The organism is Synechocystis salina LEGE 00031 (assembly GCF_015207985.1).
Classification (GTDB): Bacteria; Cyanobacteriota; Cyanobacteriia; order Cyanobacteriales; family Microcystaceae; genus Synechocystis; species Synechocystis salina.
This window is the reverse complement of the sequence record NZ_JADEVV010000018.1, coordinates 20,219-45,576: the sequence shown is the minus strand read 5'-3', so window position 1 is coordinate 45,576 and position 25,358 is coordinate 20,219. Positions and strand designations below refer to the sequence as shown.

General features: G+C 49.5%; 28 protein-coding genes, 3 tRNA genes and 2 pseudogenes. 8 read left to right on the top strand and 25 right to left on the bottom strand.

Translation table 11 applies throughout. The features are described from left to right. Window positions 1-84 precede the first annotated feature (84 nt). Window positions 85-807 carry a biliverdin-producing heme oxygenase gene (locus tag IQ217_RS08050; protein WP_190598230.1) on the bottom strand — a complete coding sequence of 241 codons (723 nt, stop codon included), beginning with the start codon at window positions 805-807 and terminating at the stop codon, window positions 85-87. Between the two features lie 134 nt (window positions 808-941). Here IQ217_RS08050 and IQ217_RS08045 point away from each other — a divergent pair, with 134 nt between their 5' ends. From IQ217_RS08045 to IQ217_RS19495, 5 genes are all read left to right on the top strand, one after another. Next, complete coding sequence (locus IQ217_RS08045) at window positions 942-1,529, top strand: hypothetical protein (RefSeq protein ID WP_194019543.1); 588 nt, start codon at window positions 942-944, stop codon at window positions 1,527-1,529. A gap of 85 nt (window positions 1,530-1,614) precedes the next feature. Next, window positions 1,615-1,851, top strand: a complete 237-nt coding sequence (gene rpmB / locus IQ217_RS08040) for a 50S ribosomal protein L28 (protein ID WP_010871496.1) — start codon at window positions 1,615-1,617, stop codon at window positions 1,849-1,851. A 206-nt stretch (window positions 1,852-2,057) separates the two neighbouring features. Beyond that, window positions 2,058-3,458 carry a Ycf66 family protein gene (locus tag IQ217_RS08035; protein WP_194019542.1) on the top strand — a complete coding sequence of 467 codons (1,401 nt, stop codon included), beginning with the start codon at window positions 2,058-2,060 and terminating at the stop codon, window positions 3,456-3,458. A 66-nt stretch (window positions 3,459-3,524) separates the two neighbouring features. Continuing rightward, a tRNA-Pro gene (locus IQ217_RS08030) sits at window positions 3,525-3,598 on the top strand. A 152-nt stretch (window positions 3,599-3,750) separates the two neighbouring features. Continuing rightward, on the top strand, window positions 3,751-4,032 hold the full coding sequence (locus tag IQ217_RS19495; RefSeq protein WP_194019541.1) for an Arm DNA-binding domain-containing protein: 282 nt from the start codon (window positions 3,751-3,753) through the stop codon (window positions 4,030-4,032). 34 nt (window positions 4,033-4,066) lie between these two features. Here IQ217_RS19495 and IQ217_RS08020 read toward each other — a convergent pair. From IQ217_RS08020 to map, 17 genes and pseudogenes are all read right to left on the bottom strand, one after another. Then, a pseudogene (locus IQ217_RS08020) lies at window positions 4,067-4,453 on the bottom strand (transposase); the annotation flags it as partial. A gap of 13 nt (window positions 4,454-4,466) precedes the next feature. Next, window positions 4,467-4,670 (bottom strand): Rid family hydrolase, encoded by a 204-nt coding sequence (locus tag IQ217_RS19490; protein WP_420826678.1) that lies wholly within the window; start codon window positions 4,668-4,670, stop codon window positions 4,467-4,469. Between the two features lie 192 nt (window positions 4,671-4,862). Further along, entirely contained in the window at window positions 4,863-5,699 is an 837-nt protein-coding gene (locus IQ217_RS08010) for an alpha/beta fold hydrolase (protein WP_194019539.1), read from the bottom strand. 116 nt (window positions 5,700-5,815) lie between these two features. Further along, the gene (locus IQ217_RS08005; RefSeq protein ID WP_194019538.1) at window positions 5,816-6,709 is read right to left on the bottom strand and encodes an AraC family transcriptional regulator; all 894 of its coding nucleotides are present in this window, start codon (window positions 6,707-6,709) and stop codon (window positions 5,816-5,818) included. A 385-nt stretch (window positions 6,710-7,094) separates the two neighbouring features. Beyond that, complete coding sequence (locus IQ217_RS08000) at window positions 7,095-7,709, bottom strand: hypothetical protein (protein ID WP_194019537.1); 615 nt, start codon at window positions 7,707-7,709, stop codon at window positions 7,095-7,097. A 69-nt stretch (window positions 7,710-7,778) separates the two neighbouring features. Next, window positions 7,779-8,642: an SDR family oxidoreductase gene (locus tag IQ217_RS07995; RefSeq protein ID WP_194019536.1), complete on the bottom strand. Its 864-nt coding sequence runs from the start codon at window positions 8,640-8,642 to the stop codon at window positions 7,779-7,781. Between the two features lie 135 nt (window positions 8,643-8,777). Next, the gene (locus tag IQ217_RS18875) at window positions 8,778-8,915 is read right to left on the bottom strand and encodes a hypothetical protein (RefSeq protein WP_228025730.1); all 138 of its coding nucleotides are present in this window, start codon (window positions 8,913-8,915) and stop codon (window positions 8,778-8,780) included. Between the two features lie 310 nt (window positions 8,916-9,225). Further along, window positions 9,226-9,597, bottom strand: a complete 372-nt coding sequence (locus IQ217_RS07985; protein WP_194019535.1) for a hypothetical protein — start codon at window positions 9,595-9,597, stop codon at window positions 9,226-9,228. A gap of 380 nt (window positions 9,598-9,977) precedes the next feature. Next, window positions 9,978-10,658: a stage II sporulation protein M gene (locus tag IQ217_RS07980; protein WP_228023976.1), complete on the bottom strand. Its 681-nt coding sequence runs from the start codon at window positions 10,656-10,658 to the stop codon at window positions 9,978-9,980. A gap of 123 nt (window positions 10,659-10,781) precedes the next feature. After that, on the bottom strand, window positions 10,782-12,341 hold the full coding sequence (locus IQ217_RS07975; protein WP_228023977.1) for an alpha/beta hydrolase: 1,560 nt from the start codon (window positions 12,339-12,341) through the stop codon (window positions 10,782-10,784). A 166-nt stretch (window positions 12,342-12,507) separates the two neighbouring features. Beyond that, window positions 12,508-13,122: a CPBP family intramembrane glutamic endopeptidase gene (locus IQ217_RS07970; RefSeq protein ID WP_338116536.1), complete on the bottom strand. Its 615-nt coding sequence runs from the start codon at window positions 13,120-13,122 to the stop codon at window positions 12,508-12,510. 301 nt (window positions 13,123-13,423) lie between these two features. After that, a complete protein-coding gene (locus IQ217_RS18870) occupies window positions 13,424-13,564 on the bottom strand; it encodes a hypothetical protein (RefSeq protein ID WP_228023978.1) in 141 nt (46 codons plus the stop codon). Between the two features lie 7 nt (window positions 13,565-13,571). Further along, complete coding sequence (locus tag IQ217_RS18865) at window positions 13,572-13,874, bottom strand: CPBP family glutamic-type intramembrane protease (protein WP_228023979.1); 303 nt, start codon at window positions 13,872-13,874, stop codon at window positions 13,572-13,574. A gap of 26 nt (window positions 13,875-13,900) precedes the next feature. Further along, window positions 13,901-14,236, bottom strand: a complete 336-nt coding sequence (locus IQ217_RS18860; RefSeq protein WP_228023980.1) for a hypothetical protein — start codon at window positions 14,234-14,236, stop codon at window positions 13,901-13,903. 44 nt (window positions 14,237-14,280) lie between these two features. After that, window positions 14,281-14,898 carry a TetR/AcrR family transcriptional regulator gene (locus tag IQ217_RS07960; protein ID WP_228023981.1) on the bottom strand — a complete coding sequence of 206 codons (618 nt, stop codon included), beginning with the start codon at window positions 14,896-14,898 and terminating at the stop codon, window positions 14,281-14,283. A gap of 360 nt (window positions 14,899-15,258) precedes the next feature. Continuing rightward, window positions 15,259-15,993 carry an SDR family oxidoreductase gene (locus tag IQ217_RS07955; RefSeq protein ID WP_194019532.1) on the bottom strand — a complete coding sequence of 245 codons (735 nt, stop codon included), beginning with the start codon at window positions 15,991-15,993 and terminating at the stop codon, window positions 15,259-15,261. Window positions 15,994-16,641: 648 nt separating this feature from the next. Continuing rightward, complete coding sequence (map, locus tag IQ217_RS07950) at window positions 16,642-17,466, bottom strand: type I methionyl aminopeptidase (RefSeq protein ID WP_194019531.1); 825 nt, start codon at window positions 17,464-17,466, stop codon at window positions 16,642-16,644. Window positions 17,467-17,581: 115 nt separating this feature from the next. Between map and IQ217_RS07945 the strand changes: the two genes are divergently transcribed. Further along, window positions 17,582-17,767, top strand: coding sequence for a ribbon-helix-helix domain-containing protein (locus IQ217_RS07945; protein ID WP_190599975.1), 186 nt, complete (start codon window positions 17,582-17,584; stop codon window positions 17,765-17,767). A gap of 250 nt (window positions 17,768-18,017) precedes the next feature. On the opposite strand, the gene IQ217_RS07940 is transcribed toward IQ217_RS07945, so the two are convergent. From IQ217_RS07940 to IQ217_RS07915, 6 genes are all read right to left on the bottom strand, one after another. Beyond that, window positions 18,018-18,203: a hypothetical protein gene (locus tag IQ217_RS07940; RefSeq protein ID WP_194019530.1), complete on the bottom strand. Its 186-nt coding sequence runs from the start codon at window positions 18,201-18,203 to the stop codon at window positions 18,018-18,020. A gap of 349 nt (window positions 18,204-18,552) precedes the next feature. Further along, window positions 18,553-19,473 (bottom strand): metal ABC transporter permease, encoded by a 921-nt coding sequence (locus IQ217_RS07935; RefSeq protein ID WP_194019529.1) that lies wholly within the window; start codon window positions 19,471-19,473, stop codon window positions 18,553-18,555. Then, a complete protein-coding gene (locus IQ217_RS07930; RefSeq protein WP_194019528.1) occupies window positions 19,470-20,252 on the bottom strand; it encodes a metal ABC transporter ATP-binding protein in 783 nt (260 codons plus the stop codon). Before IQ217_RS07930 ends, IQ217_RS07935 begins: the two co-directional genes overlap by 4 nt. 99 nt (window positions 20,253-20,351) lie before the next feature. Then, window positions 20,352-21,344, bottom strand: coding sequence for a metal ABC transporter substrate-binding protein (locus IQ217_RS07925; RefSeq protein WP_194019527.1), 993 nt, complete (start codon window positions 21,342-21,344; stop codon window positions 20,352-20,354). A gap of 657 nt (window positions 21,345-22,001) precedes the next feature. Then, a tRNA-Thr gene (locus IQ217_RS07920) sits at window positions 22,002-22,073 on the bottom strand. Between the two features lie 8 nt (window positions 22,074-22,081). Beyond that, window positions 22,082-22,163: transfer RNA gene (locus tag IQ217_RS07915), tRNA-Tyr, on the bottom strand. 192 nt (window positions 22,164-22,355) lie between these two features. On the opposite strand from IQ217_RS07915, the gene asnS reads away from it, so the two are divergent. After that, complete coding sequence (gene asnS, locus IQ217_RS07910; RefSeq protein WP_194019526.1) at window positions 22,356-23,744, top strand: asparagine--tRNA ligase; 1,389 nt, start codon at window positions 22,356-22,358, stop codon at window positions 23,742-23,744. A 43-nt stretch (window positions 23,745-23,787) separates the two neighbouring features. Next, entirely contained in the window at window positions 23,788-24,969 is a 1,182-nt protein-coding gene (locus IQ217_RS07905; protein ID WP_228016686.1) for an LptF/LptG family permease, read from the top strand. Between the two features lie 225 nt (window positions 24,970-25,194). Here IQ217_RS07905 and IQ217_RS07900 read toward each other — a convergent pair. Beyond that, a pseudogene (locus IQ217_RS07900) lies at window positions 25,195-25,323 on the bottom strand (IS1 family transposase); the annotation flags it as partial. Between the last annotated feature and the right edge of the window lie 35 nt (window positions 25,324-25,358).

The window sequence follows — 25,358 nt, the reverse complement described above, 5'->3', positions numbered from 1 at the left end:
ACGGAGAAAAACTGGCAACTCTAGGTTGATTCGGTTCCCTAAAATCACCAGTTTTCCCTGGATAAATTGTCATGCTAGGAGAATCTAGCTTTCGGAGGTGGCGAGCCCTACTTCCGTACTGCCTTGGCTACGACGACGGGTCAGGCTGTTGAAGACCATAATACCGATCGCCTTGATCAGATTACCTTCAAGTTCGTTGAACATTTTCATGTTCATGGCAAAGGCGTCATTGGCTTCAGCCACAATTCGTTCCGCTGTGGCCTGGTCAATGGGCAGATCATTCATGGCTTGACGATAGGTATTTTTAAAAGCCTTTTCGTCATCAATGTCGGCAAATTCATAGAAAGCAGTGCCACCATCATGGAGATTCATGGCATTTTGGGCAATTTTCTTGAGAATTTGACCACCGGAAAGATCGCCTAAATAACGGGTGTAGGAATGGGCTACTAACAATTCGGGGGCGGTGGCGGCTACTTCCCGCACTCGGTCTACGTAGGCCTGGCCAGCGGAAGAAATTTTTACTTCCTGCCGCCAATTGGGACCGTAATAGAATTGCAGATCCTGTTCTAAACTTTGTTTACGGTTTAATTCAGGGAAGTAGATCTGGCTCAGGATGGGGTGATCCTTGAATTTTGCCATTTCCTCTTCCATGGCACTGTAGACAAAGTAGAGATTGCCAACCAGCTTACGGTAGGAATTTTTCTCGACAACGCCCTTAAGGAAGCATTTGACAAAGCCGACGTTCTCCGCCATGGAGTGGGATTTTTTCGTCCCTTCCCGCAACTGGGAAGCTAAGTTGACACTCATGCTAAAAATACCTGTATATCTTGGGTTGAATGAAAAGTTGGCTGTTAAGGAAGATAAAAATATGCCTAGTTTATTAGCCTAAACGGATTCGTTAAGTCGTACCATTAAGTTTTTTTAACGTCCCCTCTCCCCCCATGACCTACACAACCCAGCAGTTGCTAGAAATTTTGGAGCAGGAGCTACGGGCCACTTGTCAGGGGAAACGACTGCTGCTCTCCCCCGGCGATCGCCTGGATAATCCCATTGTGGCCAAGGCCATAGACCTGGACCAGGTGGGGAAAGTATTTGCCTATCAAGATTTCCGTCAGCAAATCCACCAATATCAACGGCAACATAACGTTTCGGGGTTGGTATGGCGGCAATGCCATTTCCAGGGGGAATCTATCGAGTTTCCCGAAATCCATAACCAGTTAACAGCGGTGGAAGGGGACAAGGAAAAATTGATGGCTGTTAAAAGGGAAATATTGGCATTTTGGCAACGACATACGGAGAAGTTAAATTACTGGCTAATCGCTCACCATCACCGACCCCTGCGACGGGAATCTTTTACAGAACTATGGGAACAGGGGGAATGGGCAGAGTTGGACTGCACCCAAACCGAGTTATTTTTGGGTATTTGCTGGGGCAATCCAGTGGAGTATCAATATCAATGGGCCAAACCCAGTTCCGGTTGCCATCGCATTGTGGCCACTCCCGACCAACCCAGCGGCATCAAATTCTAGCAACTTTAATCCCTGGCGATCGCCCAACCATAATCCTCTGATATAGTGTTAGATCGGACTTTATCTGATCATAAGGAGATTTGCCATGGCCCGTCGCTGTCAACTGACTGGAAAAAAAGCCAATAACGGTTTTGCTGTATCCCACTCCCACCGCCGCACCAAAAAATTACAACAGGCGAATTTACAATGGAAACGGGTTTGGTGGCCCGAAGGTAACCGGTTTGTGCGTCTACGCCTTTCCACCACCGCCATTAAAACTCTAGAATCCAAAGGCATTAACGCCATGGCCAAAGAAGCCGGCATCAACCTCAATAAATTCTAGGCATAGGGGTTGTAGTTTTTATCGGTATCCCAGATCACTGCCCATGGACAAATCCAGAGAGGGGCGGAATCTTCGATTATGGTTCCCGCTCCTTGCCATTGGGGGGTAAGGACATAGGGGCACAGAGTAGGGGAAGACGATAATTTAACAGGAAGGTCAAGATAACGCAGAATGGAAAGGTGAACTTCTCGATGGAGTAACTTCCGATGTTGGCGTTGATGCTATCCGGTGCAGTGGCTTTGGCCAGTCTAGCTTTTTTCTTTTCGGCATTTTTTGCCCCCAAACTGCATCGCAAGGACGATTTTCTTTGGAGTGGCGTAGGCTTTTTCTATGGCCTAGTGCTCTGGAACTGTGCTCAACGTTTCACTGGAGCGATTCTCCTCGGCCAGGCAGCCGTGGTGGTGTTGGTGTTGGCCTTTGCCTGGCAAACTCTCCGACTCCGGGCGGCGATCGCCAGACAATCCATTGTGGAAGTTCCGAGTTTTTCCCTGTTGGATTGGTTGGCCGGGGGCTTGCAACGTAAACCCAAAGCCAAAACTCCAGCAAAGGATAAAGATGCTGACGGAAAACAGACTGAAACCGAAATTGAACCGGGGACGGCAGCGGTTAAACAAGACTTACCGGCAACCGTTGAACCATCAGAGTTAGGAGAAGATTCTATCCCGGTGAATGTCCCGTCTCCCATCACCGAAGAAGTTGCCGAAGCTATAGCTCAAGGGAGTACAGATATTTCCGAAGAAGTGGAAGGTGTCATAGAAACGGCGGAAACCGTAGTGGAGGAATTGAATGAAACTGCTGAGACTGTGGCGGAAGATGTGGTAGAAAAAGCCGAGGAAGCAGTGGAAAAAATTGTCGAAATAACGGATCAGGCGGAAGAAAAAACGGTTAAATCTTCCGCCGATCAGTCAGAGGAAGTTTTGCTGAAAAAACCGAAATCAAAACTCTTCCAGCGTTTGTTTGGTCGTAAAAAGCCCGCTAGCCCCCCTGCTAAAGCGGAGCAATCAACCCCAACGGTGGTGGAACAGACCCTAAACCCTGAATCTGAGAGCGCCAATGTTGAAAGCGATGACTGGGATGATGGGGAAGATTGGGGAGAAGATTTATCGTCAGTTAATTCCGATGGCGTGCTGGAAAATTCCGACGGGATTGCCGATGACAAGGAAGAAAATAATGAAACTGATGAAACTCAGGTAATTGCCGTGGTGGAAACGGTACAAATTGAACAACAAATCACCCTAGTGGAGGTGCCAGACTCAGGAAATGTCGCTGAACAAGAACAGCCCCTAGATGTGGTGGAGCAAGATGACCACATAATCCAGGAGGAAGCAGAGGAAGAGACGGAAGATATTTTTCCCCCGACCTCTGAAGCAACGGCAGTGGTAATTGAGGAAACAGTGGGAGAATTTCCCGATCCCGAAACTGAAATTCAGCAGGGCCGGGAAGTGGGTGAATCTGAAATTCCATCAGAACAAGTCCCTGAGGCGATCGCCGGTGAACCAGAAGATTTGCCGAAGCAACCGACTGATTCTTTAAATCCAGAAGATGGAGAAACCGCTAACGACGGGGATGATTCCACAGAAGAAAAACAGAATTGGGCGGATGGCTAAACAGGGAAGTGTTCAACAACCGCACAGAAAGGATATCTCCTATGCTAGGATCTTAAGGCTGAATTGCGGGATGTAGCGCAGCTTGGTAGCGCACTTCGTTCGGGACGAAGGGGCCGCAGGTTCGAATCCTGTCATCCCGATTCTTCTAAAACCTAATGTGGAAGAGCCTTGTAGCCGACGCATCAACCTTTTGATGACCTTAGCATATCGTCAATAAGGGGGGTGAGGTTGGCCACCTTTGGGTGCTTTTGGACGTCTGAGTGGGAGGAAATTGGTAGGAAGATGACTTACTATGCAAATCCCCATAGCGGCACGCCCGACGCTGAGCCGCGACCTAGATAGAAGCCTTGTCAAGGTAGAAAGTGATAAAGGCAGGCTGAGATTACGCTTTACCTATGGAGGCACACGCCATTACATAGCCGTTGGCTTGCCTGATTCTCGAGTCAATCGCATCGGGGCCCAGCAGAAATCGACTCAGATCGAACTGGATATTGCCTCCGGCAACTTTGATGAGACCCTCAAGAAGCACAAGCCACCCAAGCTGCCGCTAAAAAACGCGAGGCAACCACCGTGACTGGGAGTGTCAAGAAATTTGTGTAAAGGGGAAATTAGAAAAGAAAAGAATTAGGGTGTTCAATAGCAAAACAAGCAAGAGCCGCCTTCCAATGCTGGATGGGCATAGTCCATTTACGGCAAATACGTTGCAAAGACAGGTATAAAAGTTTCAGTAGAGAATCTTGGGAAGGGAAAACTCCCTTGTTTTTAATGACCTTACGAAAAGAACGATTGAGAGACTCAATAGCGTTAGTGGTATAAATTACCCTCCTGATATCCGGTGGATAATCAAAAAACGTGATAATGTACTCCCAAGTATGGAACCAGAGCTGACTGATGGCAGGGTAACGCTGGTCCCATTTCTGGGCAAACTCCGTCAGGGCATGTTCTGCCTGGGCGACGGTGGCAGATTGGTAAATAGTCTTCAGGGAAGCTGCCACGGGACTGTAAAACTCATGGAACAATTGCAGTCACGCGGATTTCAATCCGCATCGTTGGCAGTCCAAGAGCCGCAACTCCTACCTGTGTCCAAATTGGGGCATGGTTGGGCATGTAATGGCGATATAGCCTGACCATCACATCGTTCATCTCTGGGGGCAAACCACCAACATGGTAAGAATTGACATGGACAACATGCTCCCAACCCGCACCAGCAATTGCTAGGGTTCGCTATAGCCGGGGGTGACAAAAAACTCGGGCTTATTCATAGTGTTCCTTTTTTTTGTGGTAATTAATTCTTTTGATCCAGGTGCTGAACGTTTAGCCTACGCCAGCCAGTCACCAGGATGGGAAACGTGGACAGGCTGAATTCACAATTTTTCACCAGTCAGAAATGCGGCAGATTACTGACTATTTCTGCTGAAGAAAGTCTAGCAACATGGGATTGACCTGATCAGCGTGAGTCCAGTTGATGGCGTGCGGCCCGCCAGGGATAATCTCAAGCTGACTGTTTTTAATCAGTTTTGGGAGTCTGGCGGCGGTGGATCCAAGTGGCAAAATGCGATCAGCATCGCCATGAATGATTAGGGTAGGTATACCAATCCGGGGCAGATCATCGCGGAAATCGGTGAGCCAGGAAGGGACACAATCCAAAGTTCCTTTAGCAGAAGCCCCGGCTGCTACATTCCAGCAGGCTTGAATGGCATAGTTGCTGATGCGTTCGCCAAGCAGCACATCCACATTAAAAAATTCTCTGAAAAATTCAGAAAAGTAAGCGGGACGGTCTTTAACGATCGCTTTCATAATGCCATCGAAAACGCTCTGGTCAACGCCTTCGGGATTATCAGCGGTCTTGAGCAGGAAGGGCGGCACTGGAGCCATCAGCACGGCTTTTTGCACCCGCTTTGAGCCATAGTTGCCAAGATAGCGCGTGACTTCGCCGGTTCCCATAGAGAACCCAACCAGCACAGCATTATGCAAGTCAAGTTTGGTCATCAGCGTGTTCAAATCGGCTGCAAAGGTATCGTAGTCGTAGCCCAGCGAGGGTTGGCTAGACGCACCAAATCCTCGGCGATCGTAGGTAATTACTCGATACCCCGCATTTAGCAGCATCAAGACCTGCTTTTCCCAGGAATGGCTGTTGAGGGGAAATCCATGAATGAGAACAATGGGTTGACCGGCCCCAAGGTCTTCGTAATAGATATCAATGGTTGCAGAGTTTTCCTGACCAACAGTCACATAAGGCATATTGACCTCCTAATGAACATCGCAAAATGTTCTTATCTGATTTAACCGAAGTATAGTGAGTTCTAATGCTCGACTTCTTTCAGATTCTTAGGGCAAATTTTCAGATTCTTAAGGTGTTAGCGAACCTGTTTTGGTGTTACTCCAGTGAGTCGCTTAAACTGTTGCGTCAGATGGCTTTGACTGGAGAAGCCGACCTGTAGAGCGATGTCGGCGATCGCCAAATCTGTTCCCTTCAACATTACTTCTGCCCGTTCCACTCGCTGTTTGATCACATACTGATGCGGCGAAATCCCCATTACTTTCTTAAACAAGCTTGCAAAGTAAGTCGGGCTGATATTAACGACGCTTGCCAGTTCAACCAAGGATAAATCTCGATTTAAATGAGCGTGGATGTAATCGATTGCCTGCTGCAACTGGGTATGAGTTAAGCGGTTGTTTGGTGATGCAATCGGTTTCGCTAGGGTCGAATAGCGTCGTAGTAAATGAATCACTAAAGCCTGAGTGAGTGATTCGATATATAGCTGCCCCATCATCCCGCCCGATTTCAACTCAGCGAACATTAGCATACCAAGCTGATGAAGCTGCAAATCTTGCTGCCCAAAACAGGGCACGAGTTCAAACCGTTTTGAATCAACTTCAAAGACTTCAGCAACGTGTTGAATCAATTCTGGTTTTAAGCAAATGTGCAGCGGAGCACAAATGACATCACTCATATCTGGTGCTTGACACCAATAGCTCGGTTGTCCAGCTGGAACCAAAAGACTATCCCCTCGGTGGAGGGTTGATTCATGCAGGCGATCATCGCGTTTTTGAAATAAAGGAGCCGGACCTCCCGTGTGAAAGTAGAGCCAGTGATCGGCTAAAGCAGGAAGTTCCATTTCAAACGCTGAAGCAGGGCTCTGACACTGCTCCACCAAAATGCCATTCCAGTTCATTTGGCGACTGGAGAATATCAGCGTTTTATTCCACTGGTGGCTGAGTTCGAGCGAGTTGAGCGGGTTGCTGGTCATAGGGCTTGCTCTCACTGATTTCTTGCAGTTACAAAAATCAAGATTTTTCCAAGTCAATCATGATACAGAAAAGCGCTTGTCAGTCAGGAAGCCAAAATAACAACAAAAGCGTTACATCATAAGCTGGCGATCAATATTTCTCTCCTTAGACAGACTATTTCAACTCAGTCAGGAGCCGATCATTCAGCAAAAATGTTCCCATCTATTACCTCTATGCCATCAATTTTATCAGCTTGTACTTGTAAATGAGGCTTCTAGCCACGTCCGCATCGCCCGAAAGCTAATGCACACCTTAGATACAATTTTCTTGCGCTTACTCTGGGATAGCTTTATTGTTCTCTGACATCTAACTCTCTCCTGAACAGCCCCGATGAAATACTTGGCCCTACCGGGGTTGATGACGCAACAGCCATTGCAGACAAATTCCGGTAACGATGCCGTAGCCTAGCCAGCCTGACCCATAGATTAATGCTGTCGGGAGTGGTGCTGGCAGTAGCCTTGGCTGCAAAATATACCCGACAGTTGAGCCACTTGCACCTTCTAGTGCACCTCCCAAAGCGCTGACCAAAATCCACCAATGCGCTTTACGGACAAATCGTCTCAAAATCGGAAATTGAGCCGCGCCAAAAATAGCCATTACAATCGGCTGTATGACCAAACTCATCCAAAAAACATACCATGCGCCCAGCGTATTTAGGAATTGAATAAGCGGATCAAAAAGGGATATGTAATAACTCACCAGAACTCGCCCAAAAGTCCATCCCAGTGTGCTAACCACTATCCACCAAAAGGCTTTAGGAATGTACTGGCGCAAAACGAGCCATTGGGCTGCGCCAATAAACAAACCTGTAAAAAATATGGTTGCTATAAACTGAAAACCTGACTCTTCCAGTGCTCCGACGATCGCCCCCGCAATTGTAGTAGCCAATGTCCACCAGAGCCACAGGCGAGGCGCAATCGCCAACCGTCGTGTTTCATCTTGTTTTTCATGCTGCATCATAATGCTCACCCTAGAGTTGCACTTCAACTCTATATCTGTACTATTTGGCCTAGGCTGATTGGGCTGCGTCTAGCCAAACATTGTTGCGTAGTCACAGGTGAATGTCTTAAAACTACGCGGCTCTTTACCAATTGCATCCTGTATATCAGAAGAAACCACTGCTGCCTCATTGCGTTGGTAGTGTGCGTAATCCTCAATCAGCCCGTCTACTTGCCAAGGTGGCATCCCAATTTTGAGCAGTTGATCGCGCATTGCTTCAGATGGAATATTGACGAATGTAATCTGACGATTGAGCGCAGCCGAGAGTTGTTCTGCCATCTCAGCATGAGTCAATGCCTGTGGTCCGGTGAGGTTGTAAATCTTTCCCTCATGCCCTGTTTCTGTTAGAGCAACTACTGCAACGTCTGCAATATCGCGCACGTCTACCACGCTAACCTTTGCATTGCCGATCGCTGCATAAAAGGCGTTTTGGCTTGTGATTGTCGATTTAAAGTTTAATAAGCCCTGCATAAAGAGATTGGGACGCAGAAACGTGTACGTCATTCCTGATGCTTGAATTGCCGCTTCGACTGAGGCATGGTAACGCAAAAAGCGCACGGGCGAATGGGCATCGGCTGCAAATTGCGATAGTTTGACGATATGCTTGACACCACTCTGACGAGCCGCATTGACAAACGAAAGTTGTTGGGCTTCTGCGTGTTCTGTAGAGTTCGTTAAGAGAAAGGCACGGTCTACTTCAGTCAGCGCTTCCAACAGCGTCTCAGGGTGATCAAAGTTTCCCTCCACCACTTCAACATTCGGGAGTGCAATCTCCTTTGCTCGATCATGGTTACGAACCATGGCGCGGACTGGCACGTTCTGTGCTGCGAGTCGTTTGACAATCTCTGTACCGTTGCTGCCAGTTGCGCCAGTGACTAAAATCTTCCGGTCCATTGAAAACCTCCTGATGAGTGTGTTGTAGTTAAGCTTTAAAGTTTTGTGGGCAGTGCTCACCCTATTGGTTGCGATCTTAAGCAGCTTCTGTCCATGTGCCTGTAGCAATACCAGAGCAAATTTGTCGCATCAGTTCTAAGCAGAAGGGCGGCACTTCATAACGCCTTCTTTTTGGGTGTTGGCATTGGGATTACTTCCCATCGCTCGAACGGCGATCGTAGGTTCATAACCGGGATAACAACGGATGAGAACCGTATCTTCGGCTCTGGTCATATACAGTACATAAACAGGTCTACCGCCTAAAATAGCCGGGACAAGGTCAGGGGGGAGAGCGGCTGTTGAAACCAGTGTTGACTGATTTGAGGAGCCTAAATCTGGTATCTCAGATAGGGCAGGATTTGCCCGAAGAGATTGTAAACAAACCATCACCAATGCTGTAGCTGTGACTAACAGGATAGAAACTTTAGAGAATCGCTTGAACATGGTTGATTTTACTCTTGATACTTTTGATGCTACGAAGGCTCGCCAACAACAAGCAAATGTGGAAGGTAGAAACCACTCAACAAGCGTTTGCAAACAGTTTCTAGTTTTCAAAATTCACTTGCCTTATAATCACAATGTTTTCAGCAAACAGTAAAACAATGATTAGCCGCGAAAACGATCCTAAAAAAGCCTCCATCGCCCAGTTCTGACTTTGAACCTCCCAAATCATCCCAATAATAGTGAATCCAATCACCAACGAGGATAGGATGACCGATGAATTGCGGCTGCGATAGAAGCGGATTGTCCTCTCCCGCAAAAATGGATTGAAAATACAAGCGATGTAGGACGCTCCTGCATTGATCAACAAGCTGGTTTGAAGGCCCGAAGGCAGGTTTGAGTATCCAAACGAGATCGCCGTCAGACAAACTCCCAGCGCAAGATACAGGAAAGTAAACAAGGTAGATCGTTTCATTGTTTCTTCTCCGGTGAAGCTTATTCTCTGTACCAAACACGCACACATTGAAAGTAATTGATTGCAAGCCCCTGACTGATCATCACTGGGTAGAAAGCATTGCTGGTCTTCACTCCGTAGTCACCATCGCCAGTGCCTTCGATTTGATCGGGTAAAACAACAGTTTCAATATCGCTTATCCGTATTTTTGTACTTTCAATTCAATGATTGACAGAACTCACAACCTCCGAGAAAGATTCATACTCGGAAGGTCCGCCTAGGGGTCCCCGTTCAGTAATTCGAGGCGCAAAATCTTTGTACTTAATCATTTGATTCACCATCTTAAAATTGCAGAGCTGACAATCGATTCAAGAAACCATCATGATTGGGTTTGTTTAGGGCTACAACAACCATTGGGTTAGCGGAGGAACCAGGTAGCGGAGCGAGAACGCCTCCCAGATCGCGCCGATGATGAACAGTGGGAGCGTGGCCAGGCTCAGCCAACCGAGCTGTTGCAGCCCACGGACGTAACCCTGACGATGGTTCCGAGCATCAATGGTGGCGGGGCGAACCCAAGACCGACCAAGGATGTATGCGCCAAACATCAAGAGGGCGTAGGCTTGGAATTCGATGAGTATCGTCAGCGAGTGCGGGATCAGTGCCACCGCCATAACCTTGGTAGACGGGGCCATGGCTAAACCTAAAGTGAATGCTTTATACGCAAATATGGCAATGCCAGTGAAGGGAACGAGCAGCGAAGGGAGCACGATCCGCAGCGCGCCGGTCATGACGTTGACTCCCAGGATAGTCAGCGCGAAAAGCCAGGGGTTATTGAATAGAGATCGAACAAGATCCGCCGTTCCGTTGTCTTCTAGGATGGCTACCCGAGTTGCGCTCAGGTTGGGGAAGAGCATCGCCGCTACCATCCCAGTGAAGACCAAGCCATACAAAATGGCGTTGATAATGAGATAGGCGCGAAAATTGGCGCGAATGATCTGGAAGGGTTTGCGAAGCAAGCGGATATGTCTTACTCCATGCTTCAGGTGAATAAGGCGCTTTTTGGCGATCGCTTTGCGTGACATGTTTTTAGTTCCAATGTTTGGTGATGGATGCAGTGATGCTCAAGAGTGATAACTGCCGCGTAGAGCAGCACTGTCGATGATGCAAATAAGGAATTTCTAAATCCTTGGTTTTGGCGATGGGGGCTAGAGGACGCAGCGATCGCCCTCTGCTGGGAGTTCAAGGTCGATCAGGTAGTTGGCGACGATCGCATTGACGCAGGGGCTGGTGCCATCCATAGCGATGGTGTGCTGCTCTCCCTCGACGGTGAGCAAGGTACCGCCGAGCGACTCGGCTAGACTGGCTCCAGCAGCGTAGGGGGTGGCCGGGTCACCAGTGATGGAGATAATCAGCGTGTCGGGTAAGCCCTCAACATTCTGAGCATGGGGAAAGCCAAGGGTCGGTTCACTGGGCCAGAACTCGCAGGCGTCGCGGGTGACACCTTCGACGGATCGTCCGGTATCAAGAAAAGGGTTAACGTCGAAGATCTGGCGGCGCAGTTCTGCCTCCTGCCCAGGGGTGCGGCGCTCCTCGTCGTTACAGTTGATGGCGAGCTGGGCATCGACCAAGTTGCTCTCCAACCCTTCAACGATAAAGTCGTCACTGAGAGCGAGGAGTTTGTCGCCTCGGCCCTCGTTTTTGAGCTGGGCGATGCCGTCAATAATTCGCGGCCACGCCTCGGCATTGTAGAGCGCCCCGAGGACGCTGCCAGTGCCATACAAAAAATCCAGGGTGCGCCCCTCGCCCGCTGGCACGGGGTTATCGATCAGCGGCTGGAACAGATCTTGGAACACAGCGGTGGCCTGCTCGGGGTCGGTGCCCAGCGGACAGTCTGAGCTCTGGGCACAGAACTCGGCCATCAGCTCGAACGAGCGCTGGAACGCGGCATGGAGCGCTAAACGGCGCTCCGCGCTGCCCTGCCGAGGGTCGAGCGCACCGTCGAGAACCATCGCCCGGACGTTCTGCGGGAACATCTCAGCGTAGACCGCGCCCAATCGGGTGCCGTAGCTTCGCCCCAGGAAGGTCAGCTTTTCGTCGCCGAGGGCGGCGCGGAGCACGTCCATGTCCCTGGCTACATTGCGGGTGCCAACGGCGGCAAGCACCTGCTCACCACCCGACCCATTGGCGCACTTCTCCATCAACTCGCGGGTGTCGTCGGCACTCCATTCTCCCGACGTACCCAACAACGTCGTCTGGTTCTCGCCCCGGTCGTTCTCTTCGTCGGTGAAGCAGTTGATGGCCGGGGTCGAGGCTCCAACCCCGCGAGGATCGAACCCAACCAAGTCGAACCTTTGAACCATGGGAGTCTCCTTCAGAGCCACTGCAGTGAAGGGGGTTTGAATCGTGCCCGAGCCTCCAGGCCCGCCAGGATTGAGCATCAGAGAGCCGAGCCAGCGGATCGGCTCACCTTGGACGGGCAGGCGCAAGACCGCGATTTGCATGGTCTCACCCTCAGGTTCGTCGTAATCTAGCGGTACCTCCAGGCGACCGCATTCAAATGGATCAACGTACACTTCTGTCTCGGTCGCATTAGTCGCAAAGCTTTCGCAGGAGCCGAACGTCAGCTCCTGGTTGTAGAATCGCTCCAGTCCCGCCGCTGGCTCTTGGGCAGACTGTGTCAATGCGGCAGGTGCCCCAGCGAGGACAAGCAACATCACTACTGTGCCTGTTAACAAGCGCCTGACGTAGGTCTTGGGAACGCGCATAATTCTCCTCCTAATGGAAGCTGTTGGTCTTGAGTCGTACGTGAGTCGGTCACGATTTCGTGAGCTGTTAGAAGAAATTTGAGACATAATGGTGAACGCTTTGCCATCCAGCCCATCTGGCAGGGTGCCTGGTGCCGGTCCCCCTATCCGGTCGCCAGAAGATGCCTCAGCCGACGAGGGCCAGCACGGCATGAACCGTCAGGTGGGCGATCATGGCGGTTTCTAACCCGTAACGCCAGAACAAATACCCCGCAACCCCTGCAAACAAAGAATTTTGGATCAGCAAGAACCCTAGTAGTGGTGGGGTTAACGGCAGTTCTAGGGCGATCGCAGCGGGCAAGTGGGCCATAGCAAACACTAGGGAGGAGACGGCAATGGCGACGACCACCCATCGGGTCTGGGGTTTACCCTGGCGCTGCTGCCCAAATCGCCAGCCCAGCCATAGCAGCAGCGTCATCAGTCCCCAGCGGATCAAAATTTCTTCGGTGATACCGCCGTAGAGAAACCGCACTAGCAGTGGCGTGGGCTCAGCCGTCTCGTAGGCTGGTGGCAGCAGCGGGCGAGACAGCAGGGCGATCGCCGTCAGTAGTCCGCCGCTGATCAACCCACCCACCACGCCGGGCAGCAGTTGAGGAACCATGGCTTGCCGCCACGATCGCCCCATAGCCAGCGCCTCTGCCCCCGGTGCCATCAGCCCTAGCCGGTGGGCCAAGAGCACGCCTATCAGCACCGCCACCGACAGCAAAACCGTGGGCTGTACCAGCACCAGCAGTCTGACCACGGCGGCAGGTGGGGCACCCTCTGGGAGCAAGGGCAAAGGCAGCAACCCCAGGGACATCACCCCAGCCATGCCTGCCAACCACAGCAGCCCAAACAGTCGCAGCCTAGCGTTCTTATGCTTAGCCATAACTCTATCCTCAACGTCATTCCAGAATTGTTTTCAAGCCTTTGCGATCGTGTGGTTATACGGTGCAGGTCGCCCCTTCATCGGGCAGTTCGAGGTCGATGATGTAGTCAGCGACGATGTCGTTTGCTGATGGTTTTACGAACTGACGAGATTACCAACGACCACTCCAATGGCTTTAGGAAACGAGTTCGGATGCCTTATCGCGTTTGAACACCTTGTAGGCGATCGCCAGAAATATGAGTACTGCAACCAGCACCGCTAGCGCCCCGTAGGTGGCGTGATATTCGCTGATGGTGAACAGAGCGGGTGAGGGCAAGGCACTTTCAGTGATGTTGAACAGGAGTGACCCGCCGATGTTGTTCGCGAAGTGTACGCCGATAGCGAGTAAAGATAACGGCTGACACGATCGCCAGAAAAACGCGGTTGCTCCAGATGGGGCTCGCGCCCTGCACGATGTATCCGCGAAAGAAAAGCTCCTCAGTTGTCGTCTGAATCGCGGTGAGAACGAGCGCCAGCGGCACAAAAAGCGCAAATGCTGTGAGGCCGGAGTTGAAGGAGAAGGTATCCGGGTAGAACAGATACTGTCCCAGCCCACCGATCTGGCAGTACGGCACAAACCACGCCACGAATCCATGACCGACCCGATGCCAGTCTATCCGCTGCCGCGCTGTGACGAGTGTCCGGGGGAGCGGCGGTGGACGAGGGAGACAGCGATAAGGACCCCCGCGAAGAAGCACAGGAAACTCGCCATGACAAACAGGTAGTATTCCACAAGCCCGAGCCCCGAGGTGTCTGCCTGGCCGCCGAGCGTGAACGCAGCTAGTACGTTAGCACCACTGCCGACTATCAGCCACGCAAAGAGGATGATCATCAGCCCCAGAACATACCGCCACCCCCGATGCTTACCCCACCGGGCAGCCTCCACGTAGGTAACTTTTTTCGCGTCTGCGATGATTCCCTGCGTTCTTTCGGTATTTTGTATCTTCATCTCCGTTCTTTTACTCTTGTTGCTGACTTCAATTGCTCATTGGTTTAGGGATCGACAGGATCGCCGACCGCCCCACCTGTAGCTGTATGCACGGCGCGGGCCATCTGCCTAAGCGTGTTGCCAAGCGAGGTGGGATCGGCTCCTGCCATCAGGGCCGCACTGACGTCTTCACTGATAACGCGCACGACTGCGGTGGCTGCTGCGGCGTGCAGTCGCACCTCGAGATCGTCAGGCGATCGCCGCAGCCGGTCTGCGATGATATCGACCAGAGCGCGCTCTATTTGGTCGTTGGTCATCAGCCAGGCCGTCCGCAGATCCGGCTCTTTTTCGGCTAGTACGGTCATCTTAATTACAGCCTCATCAAAGGACTGCTGATCGGAATCTTTAGTACGATTCTTGGCCCACTCGACGAGGTGATCTTCGAGGGAGACGTCGCGAGGCCAGCGGCGCAATAGCGCCACAAACTCCTCGCCATCCTGCGCCAAGACCGGCTCGACACAGCTCCCCTTATTGCGAAAGTACCGCCAGAGGGTGCGCACCGAGAGACCCACTGCAGCAGCGATTTGCTCGCCGGTCGTGGCAGCGACGCCTTGCTCCCAGAACAAACGCGCCGCCTCCCGCGAAATCTCCAGACGTATCCGCCGCTGCCGCTGCTCACTCATTCCTCCTGGCCTGTGCTCATTCTTTGTCATATCGTTGGTAGCGCCCCCACACAGCAGTCTTTCCCTTAGAAATCTGTCACTAAGTGACAATATAGCGCTTGGTGACACTTTCGACAAGGGGCTGTTTGCTAATCAGCACGTTGAATTTGAGCCAGTAGCTAATCAAACTCTGGAAATGCTGGCCAGGGAATGACATCTGAGAGACTCCGCCACAGTCGGCAGGGGTGAGGTCACCCCCGCAACAGACACTGTCAATGGGATTGTTAGGCGCTGTTTATATACTTTCCGTACAGGTCAGTCATCATTACGACAATGTCCTTTGTGTTGGTGATAACGCTCCTATGCTTTGGCCGATTCCCTTCAGAACGCACTGGCCGTCGGTCGGACTACGATTTCATTCACGTCAACGTCATCGGGTTGGGATACGGCGTACAGCACTGCTCTCGCGATCGCCTCTGAGGTAAGGGCAGTTTTGCGAAGTTCTTCTAACAAGCCTTTGGATGACTCATCGGTGATATCAGAGCCAAGCTCAGTATCAACGACACCCGGAGAAATAGTAGTAACGCGAATATTTTGTGATTCCTGCCGCAGTCCTTCAGAAATTGCCCAAACCGCATACTTGGTTGCACAGTAGACTGCCGCAGTGGGTACTACCACATGGGCACCAATGGACGCCGTATTGATGATTTGACCACCCCCTTGCGCCTCCATAATTGGCAGTCCCGCTGCAATACCATTCAATACGCCCCGAATATTCACATTAATCATGTTGTCCCATTCCTCGATTTTCAGGGCATTCATTGGCGATAGGGGCATTACGCCTGCATTGTTAAAGATGACATCAACGCGGTTAAATTTGTCTTTGGCAAACTCAACAAATGCTTTCACATTTTCGCGATCAGTGACATCGACTGCTTTAAATTCTGCTGTGCCACCGGAGGCATGAATTTGCTCGACTAGCTTCTCCAGCCTGTCTGTCCGCCGTGCCCCTAAAAGGACTTTTGCGCCATTTTGGGCGAGCAGTTTTGCGGTGGTTTCACCGATACCGCTACTGGCTCCAGTAATAGCAATTACTTTGTTTTCTACATTCAACATGGTGAGTTTTCCTTTTGTTTGAGTTTCCTTGGGTTTTAGTCAGTGTGAATTAAAGGAACATGTCGCCAGAGACTTCAATTCTCTGAGCATTTACCCAGCGTTTATCTTCGGAGAGTAAAGATGCGATCTCCCCGCCAATATCATCAGGAACACCCACTCGACCTAACGCGGTTTGCGAAGAGATAAGGGTGTAATTAACTTGAGTGTAATGAGTTCCAATTCTCAAATTCTTTCAGATTCTTCTCGTAATTTATCAGATTCTTATGATATTTTCAGAAGTCTTCGAAAACTTCCAAATACAGGCAGCCACTAATCAGGCGGGATTTTATTGAAGAGTATCTGTTGGCCCCTTTTACGGCTTCAACCGACTATTGGTAAAGACTTTCGAGACTGAACCAGAGATGGTAAATTTGCCCTCAAGAGTCTGCTGCAATGACTTTTCATACCAATCGTTCATAACGTTGTCGCGCCACCCCCAATGATAAAAACTTAGGGAAAGGGCTAGATAGGCCAAGGGACCCGGTTCCATAGCGATGATGTTAAAAGTCGGCTATCCCCATAGGAACCGAGTCCCTGAGCAGCGGTTTATCTTTAGAGCAATATTGTACTTCTCTCTCAAGGAATAAATAAGGAGTTGTGTCTTGAAATTCAAGGAAGAGTCAGAATTTCTACCCCTTCCTCAGTCACAGCAACGGTGTGTTCAAACTGAGCTGAAAGTTTCTTGTCTTTTGTAATCACAGTCCAACGATCTGCAAGAAACTTAAGAATACTCGTTCCTTCATTTAGCATCGGTTCAACCGTAAAAGCCATTCCTGGACGCAGCTTTAGCCCACTGCCCCGCTGACCATAGTGAGGAATTTGAAGCTCTGTATGCATTTGCCTGCCAATGCCATGCCCAACCATATCTCGAACAACTGAGAATCCCTTCGCCTCGGCATAGGCTTGAATTGCAGCGCCAATATCACCAATTCTTGCCCCGGGCTTGATTTCAGCAATTCCTCGCATCATCGATTCTTGAGTGGCTTCAACCAGCTTCCACGCTGTTGCGGATACATTACCAACCAAGAATGTTTTAGACGTGTCGCCATGGTAACCGTCTAAGCGTGGCGTCACATCGATATTGATAATATCTCCGTCTTTAAGGATTTGCTTTGGATTCGGAATTCCGTGACAAACCACCTCATTAACACTGGTGCAAATTGAACCTGTGAATGGAGGATGACCAGGAGGTGCGTAGCCAAGCGTGGCACTGATTGCCCTATGAGATTGCATCCAACTCGTCGCCTCGTCGTTTAGAGTTTGCGTACTCACTCCGGGTTGCACCATTGATTCAAGATGGTTGAGGAGATTCGCCGCAAGTTGCCCAACCCGCCGCATCTTGTCTAATTCTCTACTCGAAAGCAAGACGAGTCCGGGATTGACTTTTGGTTGGACAAGATCTCCGGCGATTGAGAGCAAATTTTGACGGTTCATAGATGAGGCCTTGATTAATCGCGCTATGCCATGCTAGCACAGCGCGGCATAGCACAACACAGGCTAGGCTATTACTGGTATCTTGGAAGCAAGAAAACCAGAAGTGAAACTCAAAATGGGTGGCAAAACAGACTTGGAGCGAGTGGTTGCTTACGTTCCTCCAGAGTTAAAGCAAGAACTGGAGGAGTGGGCACAGACAGATGAACGATCTGTCTCTTGGCTGGTTGCAAAACTAATTGATAAGTCTTTGCAAGAACGCCGAAAACAGCGAAGCGCTTCGGAAGTAGTCAATATGCGCTGAAACTAGAGTTCTTGTTGAGTATGCTGCTCTTATTGTATTTACATTGACTTAGCTCTCAAGCGGGGTATGCCTGCTGATTGACAAAAAAGGCCACTCGAGGGCTGACCTCCTTCTGCATCTGCCGTCGCACAGTGTGATCGAAGTTTTATGGGCTATCAAGCCCCTCTCGGTCGCTATGACCATGACATAGATGCGGTGACCCCGCACCCAACGCTTGCCCTAGAGGAAGCAATGCTCGCTCACTTCGGAATTAGTAAAGCCTCGTTTGTTTACCCGAGCGAGAGCTGATCCAGTGGCTGTGGCGGAGCCTGAGACGAAGGGGTGAGGCGGATCTCAATTCTCCCCGCTCCCAGCGAATCATCACTTGACCATTCTCCAGCCCCACCACCTCAAACTCCTGGCCATTGCGTCGCCCCAAGGGATCGTCATTGCGCATCCACCTCAGGCTATTTCGCCCACTGCAATCTCCATCTCCTCCACCTTATACACCGACTTCCGCCGAATCTGAGCTGGATCCGCATTCAACGCGGCCCTAAATTGCCCCCGCAGCATCAGCCCATTGCTGTGGCTATCCGTCTCCAGCGCCTCCTAGCGCTGCCCCTTTTCCAACCCCCGCCGCTTGTATCCCTCTTCCGTCAGACTGAGGGATATGAAAGCGCAAGGAAAAAATAACCGTGCTTTGGGTAAACGCGGCGGTGATTTCATGGGAAATAAATTTAGGTTAATTGTTTGACCTCAAAGGGTTTATAAGGGGACGTCATCATTATTGTGGTGATACCAACCAACTAGGCTTGATCCACCACTACAGTCTGATTGTGATCGTCTTCCGGATTTTGCCCTGACCGCTTGCGCCATTCCTGGGCCAAAATGCCATACTTAGGCGCACAAATCATGGTTATGACAAACAGCGTTGTCAGCAGGACGACAATCATGCCCCCCGTCGAGACGTCAAAGTGATAGCTCAAATAGGTGCCGAGCACACAGGATAGGACACTGCTGGCGACGGAGTACCACAGCATATGGTCAAAGCGATCACTGAGTAGATAGCCAATGGAACCTGGTGTGACCAGCATAGAAATTACTAAAATAATCCCCGCCGTTTGCAAGGCAGCCACAATGGTAAGGGCCAGAACCGACAACAGCGTGTAATACATCACCTGGGTGCGCAGACCGATCGCCTTGGCATGGTTCGGATCAAAACAAAACAACAGAAGATCCTTGCGGCGCAACAAAATCACTATCAGAGTGATGGATCCGGCGATCAGAGTTTGAATAATGTCTTGTTGAGAAATACCCAGCACATTGCCAAACAGAATATGGAACAGGTCAACATTGCTGGAAATTTTAGTCACCAACACTAGGCCAAGGGCAAAAAATCCCGTAAAGACAATGCCAATGACGGCATCCTCCTTTAACCGCGTTTTAGACTTGACGTAACCGATCGCCACCGTTGCCCCAAAGCCAAAGGTAAAAGCCCCAATGGCAAAGGGAATATTCAGGGCATAGGCCAGCACCACACCGGGGACCACCGCATGGGAAATGGCATCTCCCATTAGGGACCAACCTTTGAGGGTGATGTAACAGGAAAGCACCGCACACACCAGGCCGACAAAGGCACTCACCCAAATTGCCCGGATCAAAAACCCATATTGCAAAGGCTCCACCAACCAATTCCAAAAAGAAAAGGCCACCACTAACTGACTCACGCATCTACCTCTGTCGTTTCAAACATCTGATTCAGGCTCATCACTGGTAGCCCGCCAAAGGTCAATTCTAAATTTTCTTTGGTGAAGGTTTCCTCGGTTTTCCCCTGGGCCAAAATGGTGCGGTTGAGCAGAATAGTGTGGTCACAGAAGGTGGAAATGGAAGCTAAATCATGGGTAGAAATCAGAATGGTGTGGCCCTCATCCCGCAGTTGCATCAATAAGTCGATCATCCCCTTTTCCGTTTTCACGTCAACCCCGGTAAAGGGCTCATCTAGTAGAATTACCTTGCCTTCCTGGGCCAAGGCCCGGGCCAAAAATGCCCGTTTCTTTTGACCGCCGGAAAGTTCCCCAATTTGGCGATCGCGGTATTTCACCATGCCCACCCGCTCTAGACTTTCCATCACCAAGCGACGGTCTTTGGGGCTGGGAATACGTAGCACATTCATATGGCCATAGCGCCCCATCATCACCACATCAAACACACTGACCGGAAAGTTCCAATCCACTTCATCAGCCTGGGGAACGTAGGCCATCAACTGTTGTTTTTGGGCCTTTTGCACCGGAAAACCACCGATGCGAACCCGTCCCTGACTCGGTTGCAAAAACCCCATAATGGATTTGAACAGAGTCGATTTACCACTGCCATTGGGGCCCACTAGGGCAGTAATGGTACCAGGTTCAACGGTGCAGGTGGCATTGTAAAGGGCCAAACGAGCGTTGTTATAGGTAACGCTGACGCTATCAACGGATATATCGAGACGGGGGAGAGTGGTTGGCATCACAAAAGAGGGGTTCAGGTTTTAGGGAGCGGTCAATCGTCAACATTGAGTTGGGTTGATTAAGAAAAACTCAACACCGAATAGAAGGCAAAACTTTTGTCATTGTTTGGCATTGGCACCGGCCAAAAGACCGTTGGCAATCACCCGGGCATCATATTCCAACAAATCCAAAAAGGTGGGTACAGGGCCTTCCTCTGTGGAAAGGGAATCAACATAGAGATTGCCGCCAAAGCGAGCGCCGGTTGCCTGGGCTACCTGTTTTTGGCCCTTGTCACTGACGGTGCTTTCACAAAAGATTGTTGGTACGTCATTGGTTTTCACTTCCTCAATCACGGTTTGCACCTGTTTGGGGGTGAACTGTTGTTCGGCATTGATTGGCCACATGTAAATCTCTTCCATGCCATAGTCCCTGGCCAGGTAAGAAAACGCCCCTTCACAACTGACCAAAAATCTCTGCTTGGCGGGCACCTGTTCTAAATCGGATGCCAGTTGGGTATCGATCGCCTTTAACTGCTCGCTATAGGCCGCCGCATTGGCGTTGTAATATTCGGCATTGTCCGGGTCAAGTTCGACGAAGGCTTGGCGGATATTTTCCACATAGACCAGGGCATTACGGGGGGACATCCAGGCGTGGGGATTGGGTTTATCGGTATAGGGACCTTCGGCAATGGGAATCGGTTCAATACCTTCCGTTAGCACCACAGAGGGCACATCCTTGACATTGCCCAAAAATTGCTCGAACCAACGCTCCAGATTCATGCCGTTGTAAAGGATTAAGTCTGCGTCCTGAGCTTTGACAATGTCACTGGGAGTCGGCTCATAACCGTGGATTTCTGCACCAATGCGAGTGATGGATTCCACCACTAACTTATCTCCGGCAACATTCTGGGCCATGTCGGCCAGCACGGTGAAGGTGGTTAAAACTTTCTTTTTCCCTTCGTTTTCCGCTTGGACTTCGGTGGTTACTTCTGTCACCTCTTCCCTGGGAGCATTGGATGTAGTGACTTCCGCTGTCCCACAGCCGGTCAGCCAAAAAACGATCGCCAAACCAGATGCCAGCAGTCCTCCCCGGGAAGCAAATGATATTGCCATAGTGATAACGGTCATTTCATGATCATTTCATTTTTCATTATCGTCTCATAATTGACGCAAAAATGGGGAGTTAAAATTTCTTAACTTTTGGAAACTGGTGGACCAGTAGGTTTTTTATGATCACCAAAGTTCCATTCGGTAAATTTTATGTACTTGCTAAGCTGTTTTTTAGGCGATCGCCGACATGAAATAGAACAATTTTCTGAAGAACACAAATACTATGCACGTCCGAATCATTATCAATCTAGATATTTGTAACGGTAAACCCAAGCATTGTCGTTCAACACCTCTGATTTTTATCGCTCTTTCCTGAGTCTGGAAGACAATCGTTTGACTTTATTCCATAAAACCCTTACTAGAATAGAAATTCAGGATTCTTCCAACGTGAAATACAAGGGCAAGATTTTTTATTAAGTACACATCTTAAAAACCCTGCTATCAAAGACTTCTGGCGATTCATTTGAAAATTTGCTGACTAGACTGATCAATGAAAAAAGAGAGGTAACCTAATTAAAGACTAAAAAAAGTTTTTATTTTGTACTAGTGTCTGGGGAAATCTCACCTTAGTCTTAAGTCCCCATGAAAGTAATCAACAGCGAAAACGATCAGTATCAGTTACTGATCGCCAGGGAACAGATTTAATAGTTAAGCTTGGAAAGCCCTTGACGAGGATTGAACTCGTGACCTCACCCTTACCAAGGGTGTGCTCTACCACTGAGCTACAAGGGCAAAAGGGATGGGCCGAGCTGGATTTGAACCAGCGTAGGCATAGCCAGCGGATTTACAGTCCGCCCCCATTAACCACTCGGGCATCGACCCATTGCTTTCACGATTAGCCATCATAACACCTAATTGTTGATGGTCAAAATATTTTTTTCTGGGTTGGTCAGATTTTTGTCTGGTTTGCTGCGCATCGCTTCCCCAGCCGGGATTGGTTACCCTGGGAGTGGCTCGGTGCCGTGGTTTAATAGTGGCACCCACTGTCCCTCTATCTCTACTCCTTTGGGGTTTATGAACAAACGCCGCATTATTGAAGTTCTCCGCCATGGTCAGGCCGATGACCAAGTAATGGTTCAAGGGTGGTTACGCACTAAACGAACCCTCAAGGATTTTAGTTTTGTGGAAGTTAATGACGGCTCTAGCTTGGCTAACCTCCAAGTGGTGCTTGATGGGAATTTGACGGACTACGATCGCCTGTTATCCCAATTGCAGACAGGAGCAGCGGTGGTGGTGGAAGGAAAATTGGCCCCTTCACCAGGAAAAGGACAACGGGTGGAGTTAAAGGTAGCCAAACTGGAATTGTTGGGGGGAGCAGACCCTAGCAGTTATCCCCTCCAGAAAAAACGCCACAGCTTTGAATTTTTGCGGACCATTGGTCACCTGCGGCCCCGCACCAATACCATCGGCGCAGTTATGAGGGTGCGTAACGCCTGTGCCACCGCCATTCACCAATTTTTTCAGGAGAGGGGTTTTCTCTGGGTCCATACTCCGATCATTACCGCCAGTGACTGTGAGGGGGCAGGGGATTTATTCAATGTCACCACCTTAGATTTACAGAAGGTGCCCAAAAGTGATCATGGTATTGATTACAGCGAAGACTTTTTTGGTAAACAAGCTTATTTAACAGTGAGTGGACAATTGGAAGCGGAGGTGATGGCCCTGGCATTCCAGAATGTCTACACTTTTGGCCCCACCTTTCGGGCCGAAAATTCCAATACGTCCCGCCACCTAGCCGAATTTTGGATGGTGGAACCAGAAATGGCCTTTTGTGACCTAGAAGGCGATCGCCAATGGGCGGAGGAATTTCTGAAATACATTTTCAAATTTGTGCTGGAAAAATGCCCAGAGGATATGGAATTTTTTGACCAGCGCATTGACAACACAGTGCTGGCCACAGCGGACAATATCATTAACAACGAATTTGCTTGGCTGACCTACACCGAGGCAATTCAACTGCTGGAAAAAGCGGAGCAAAAGTTTGAATATCCCGTCGCTTGGGGAGTGGATTTACAGTCAGAACATGAGCGATATTTGGCAGAAATTGTGTTCAAAAGACCCACCATTGTGACCGATTATCCCAAGGATATTAAGGCGTTTTATATGCGCTTAAATGAGGATGGGAAAACCGTTGCCGCTATGGATATTTTAGCGCCCAAAATTGGTGAAATTATCGGTGGTTCCCAGCGGGAAGAACGACTAGACGTATTAACTCAAAGAATGCAGGAACAAGGGGTTCCCGAAAGCGATCTATGGTGGTATCTTGACCTACGCCGTTACGGTTCTGTGCCCCATGCAGGCTTTGGTTTAGGCTTTGAGCGCATTGTCCAGTTCATGACCGGCATGGCCAATATTCGGGATGTGATCCCTTTCCCCCGCACTCCCATGAACGCGGAATTTTAAAGACTTGAAGAATTTTAGCCATTGGGAAGCTTGAAAATCTGTGATGTTCTTGTCTAAAACCTTGACCAGCTTGGGGCAGTGGCCCCATCTTTTGCCCCGTATTTCCCTCATGGACCGCTATGTGGCCAGGCAACTGATTCCCCCATTTTTATTCAGCGTCGGGGTGGTGGCCAGTTTGGGGCTGGCGATCGGTAATTTGTCCGATTTAGGTAACAAAATTGTTGAGAAAAATCTCCCGGTAGCTAAAGCGGCAGAAGTACTACTTCTCAAAGTACCGGAATTTCTCGCCTATTCCCTGCCAGTGGCGGTGATGCTAGCCACAATGATGGCCTTTGGTCGTTTGAGTGGAGATAGCGAAATTATTGCTATTCGCAGTTGTGGAGTGAGTTTATACCGTCTGATTTTGCCGGCGGTGGTGCTGAGTTTGCTGGTAACAGGGTGGGCTTTTGTGCTGAGTGAATGGGTAGTGCCGGTGGCCAACTATCGAGCTACCAGTATCCTGATTGAATCCATCGATGAAGAGCATCCCTTTTGGCAAAATCGCGATGTTTTTTACCCTGAGTTTGAAGAAATTAAGCTCGAGAATGGCCAAACTGCACGGCGGTTAAAAAGTTTAGTTTATGCGGAAAAGTTTGACGGCAAGGAAATGCAAAATCTGACGGTGTTGCAGTGGACGGAAAATCATCTGAAACATATTGTACTTTCCGACAATGCCACCTGGAACAACGACAATAAACGCTGGGATTTCTTTCATGGTACTCTTTACCGCCTCACAGAAACAGAGGATTACCAAGAGGCGATTCCGTTTACGAATAAACAAATTGCCCTGCCCAAGTCCGCCTTTGATTTTGCCCGACAGGGACGGGATCCCTACGAAATGACCATTGCCGAAGCCCAGGACTATATCAAAATTTTAAAATTGATTGGCGATGAAAAGAAAATTCAGTTTTTTCAGGTCAGAACAGAACAAAAATTAGCGTTTCCTTTTGTTTGTATTGTTTTTGCCGTGGTAGGTTCGGCGATCGGAGCTAGGCCCCAAAGAATAAGTCGTGCTACGGGTTTTGGTTTAACCATTGTGATCATTTTTGCCTACTACATACTGGGATTTTTCAGTGGTAGCTTAGGCATTGTTGGGTTAATTTCCCCTACCTTGGCGGCCTGGCTGCCCAATTTTGTCGGTTTGGGGGTGGGAATTTGGTTGTTATATGAATTTAATCAGGGTTAGAGTTTGCTCAAAAAATATAACCAATTCAACTACACCTCTTCCATCAATCTAGCCAACTAAAATGCTCCTAAGACAATCTTTGTGGTAACCAACATTACTCTGATTTATCGCTCTTCTATTAGTCTAGTTAGGGAATTTTCAAATGAATCACCAGAAGTTTTTGACAACAAAACTTTATAAATTATCTACTTAGTAAAAAGTGGTAGTGTTATTCATGTAGTGAAGTCAAGATAAAGCCAACCTTAACTCCTCATTGTAGTGGTTGATAAAATGTAAAACAGCAGATTCATGATTGAAGAAGCTTTTAGAAAATGAAAGGCACTTCCTGACTAATCTTGAGCATCTTTGCCTTAGAGCCTGTTTGAAAAATGGACTGTATGCCTTACTAG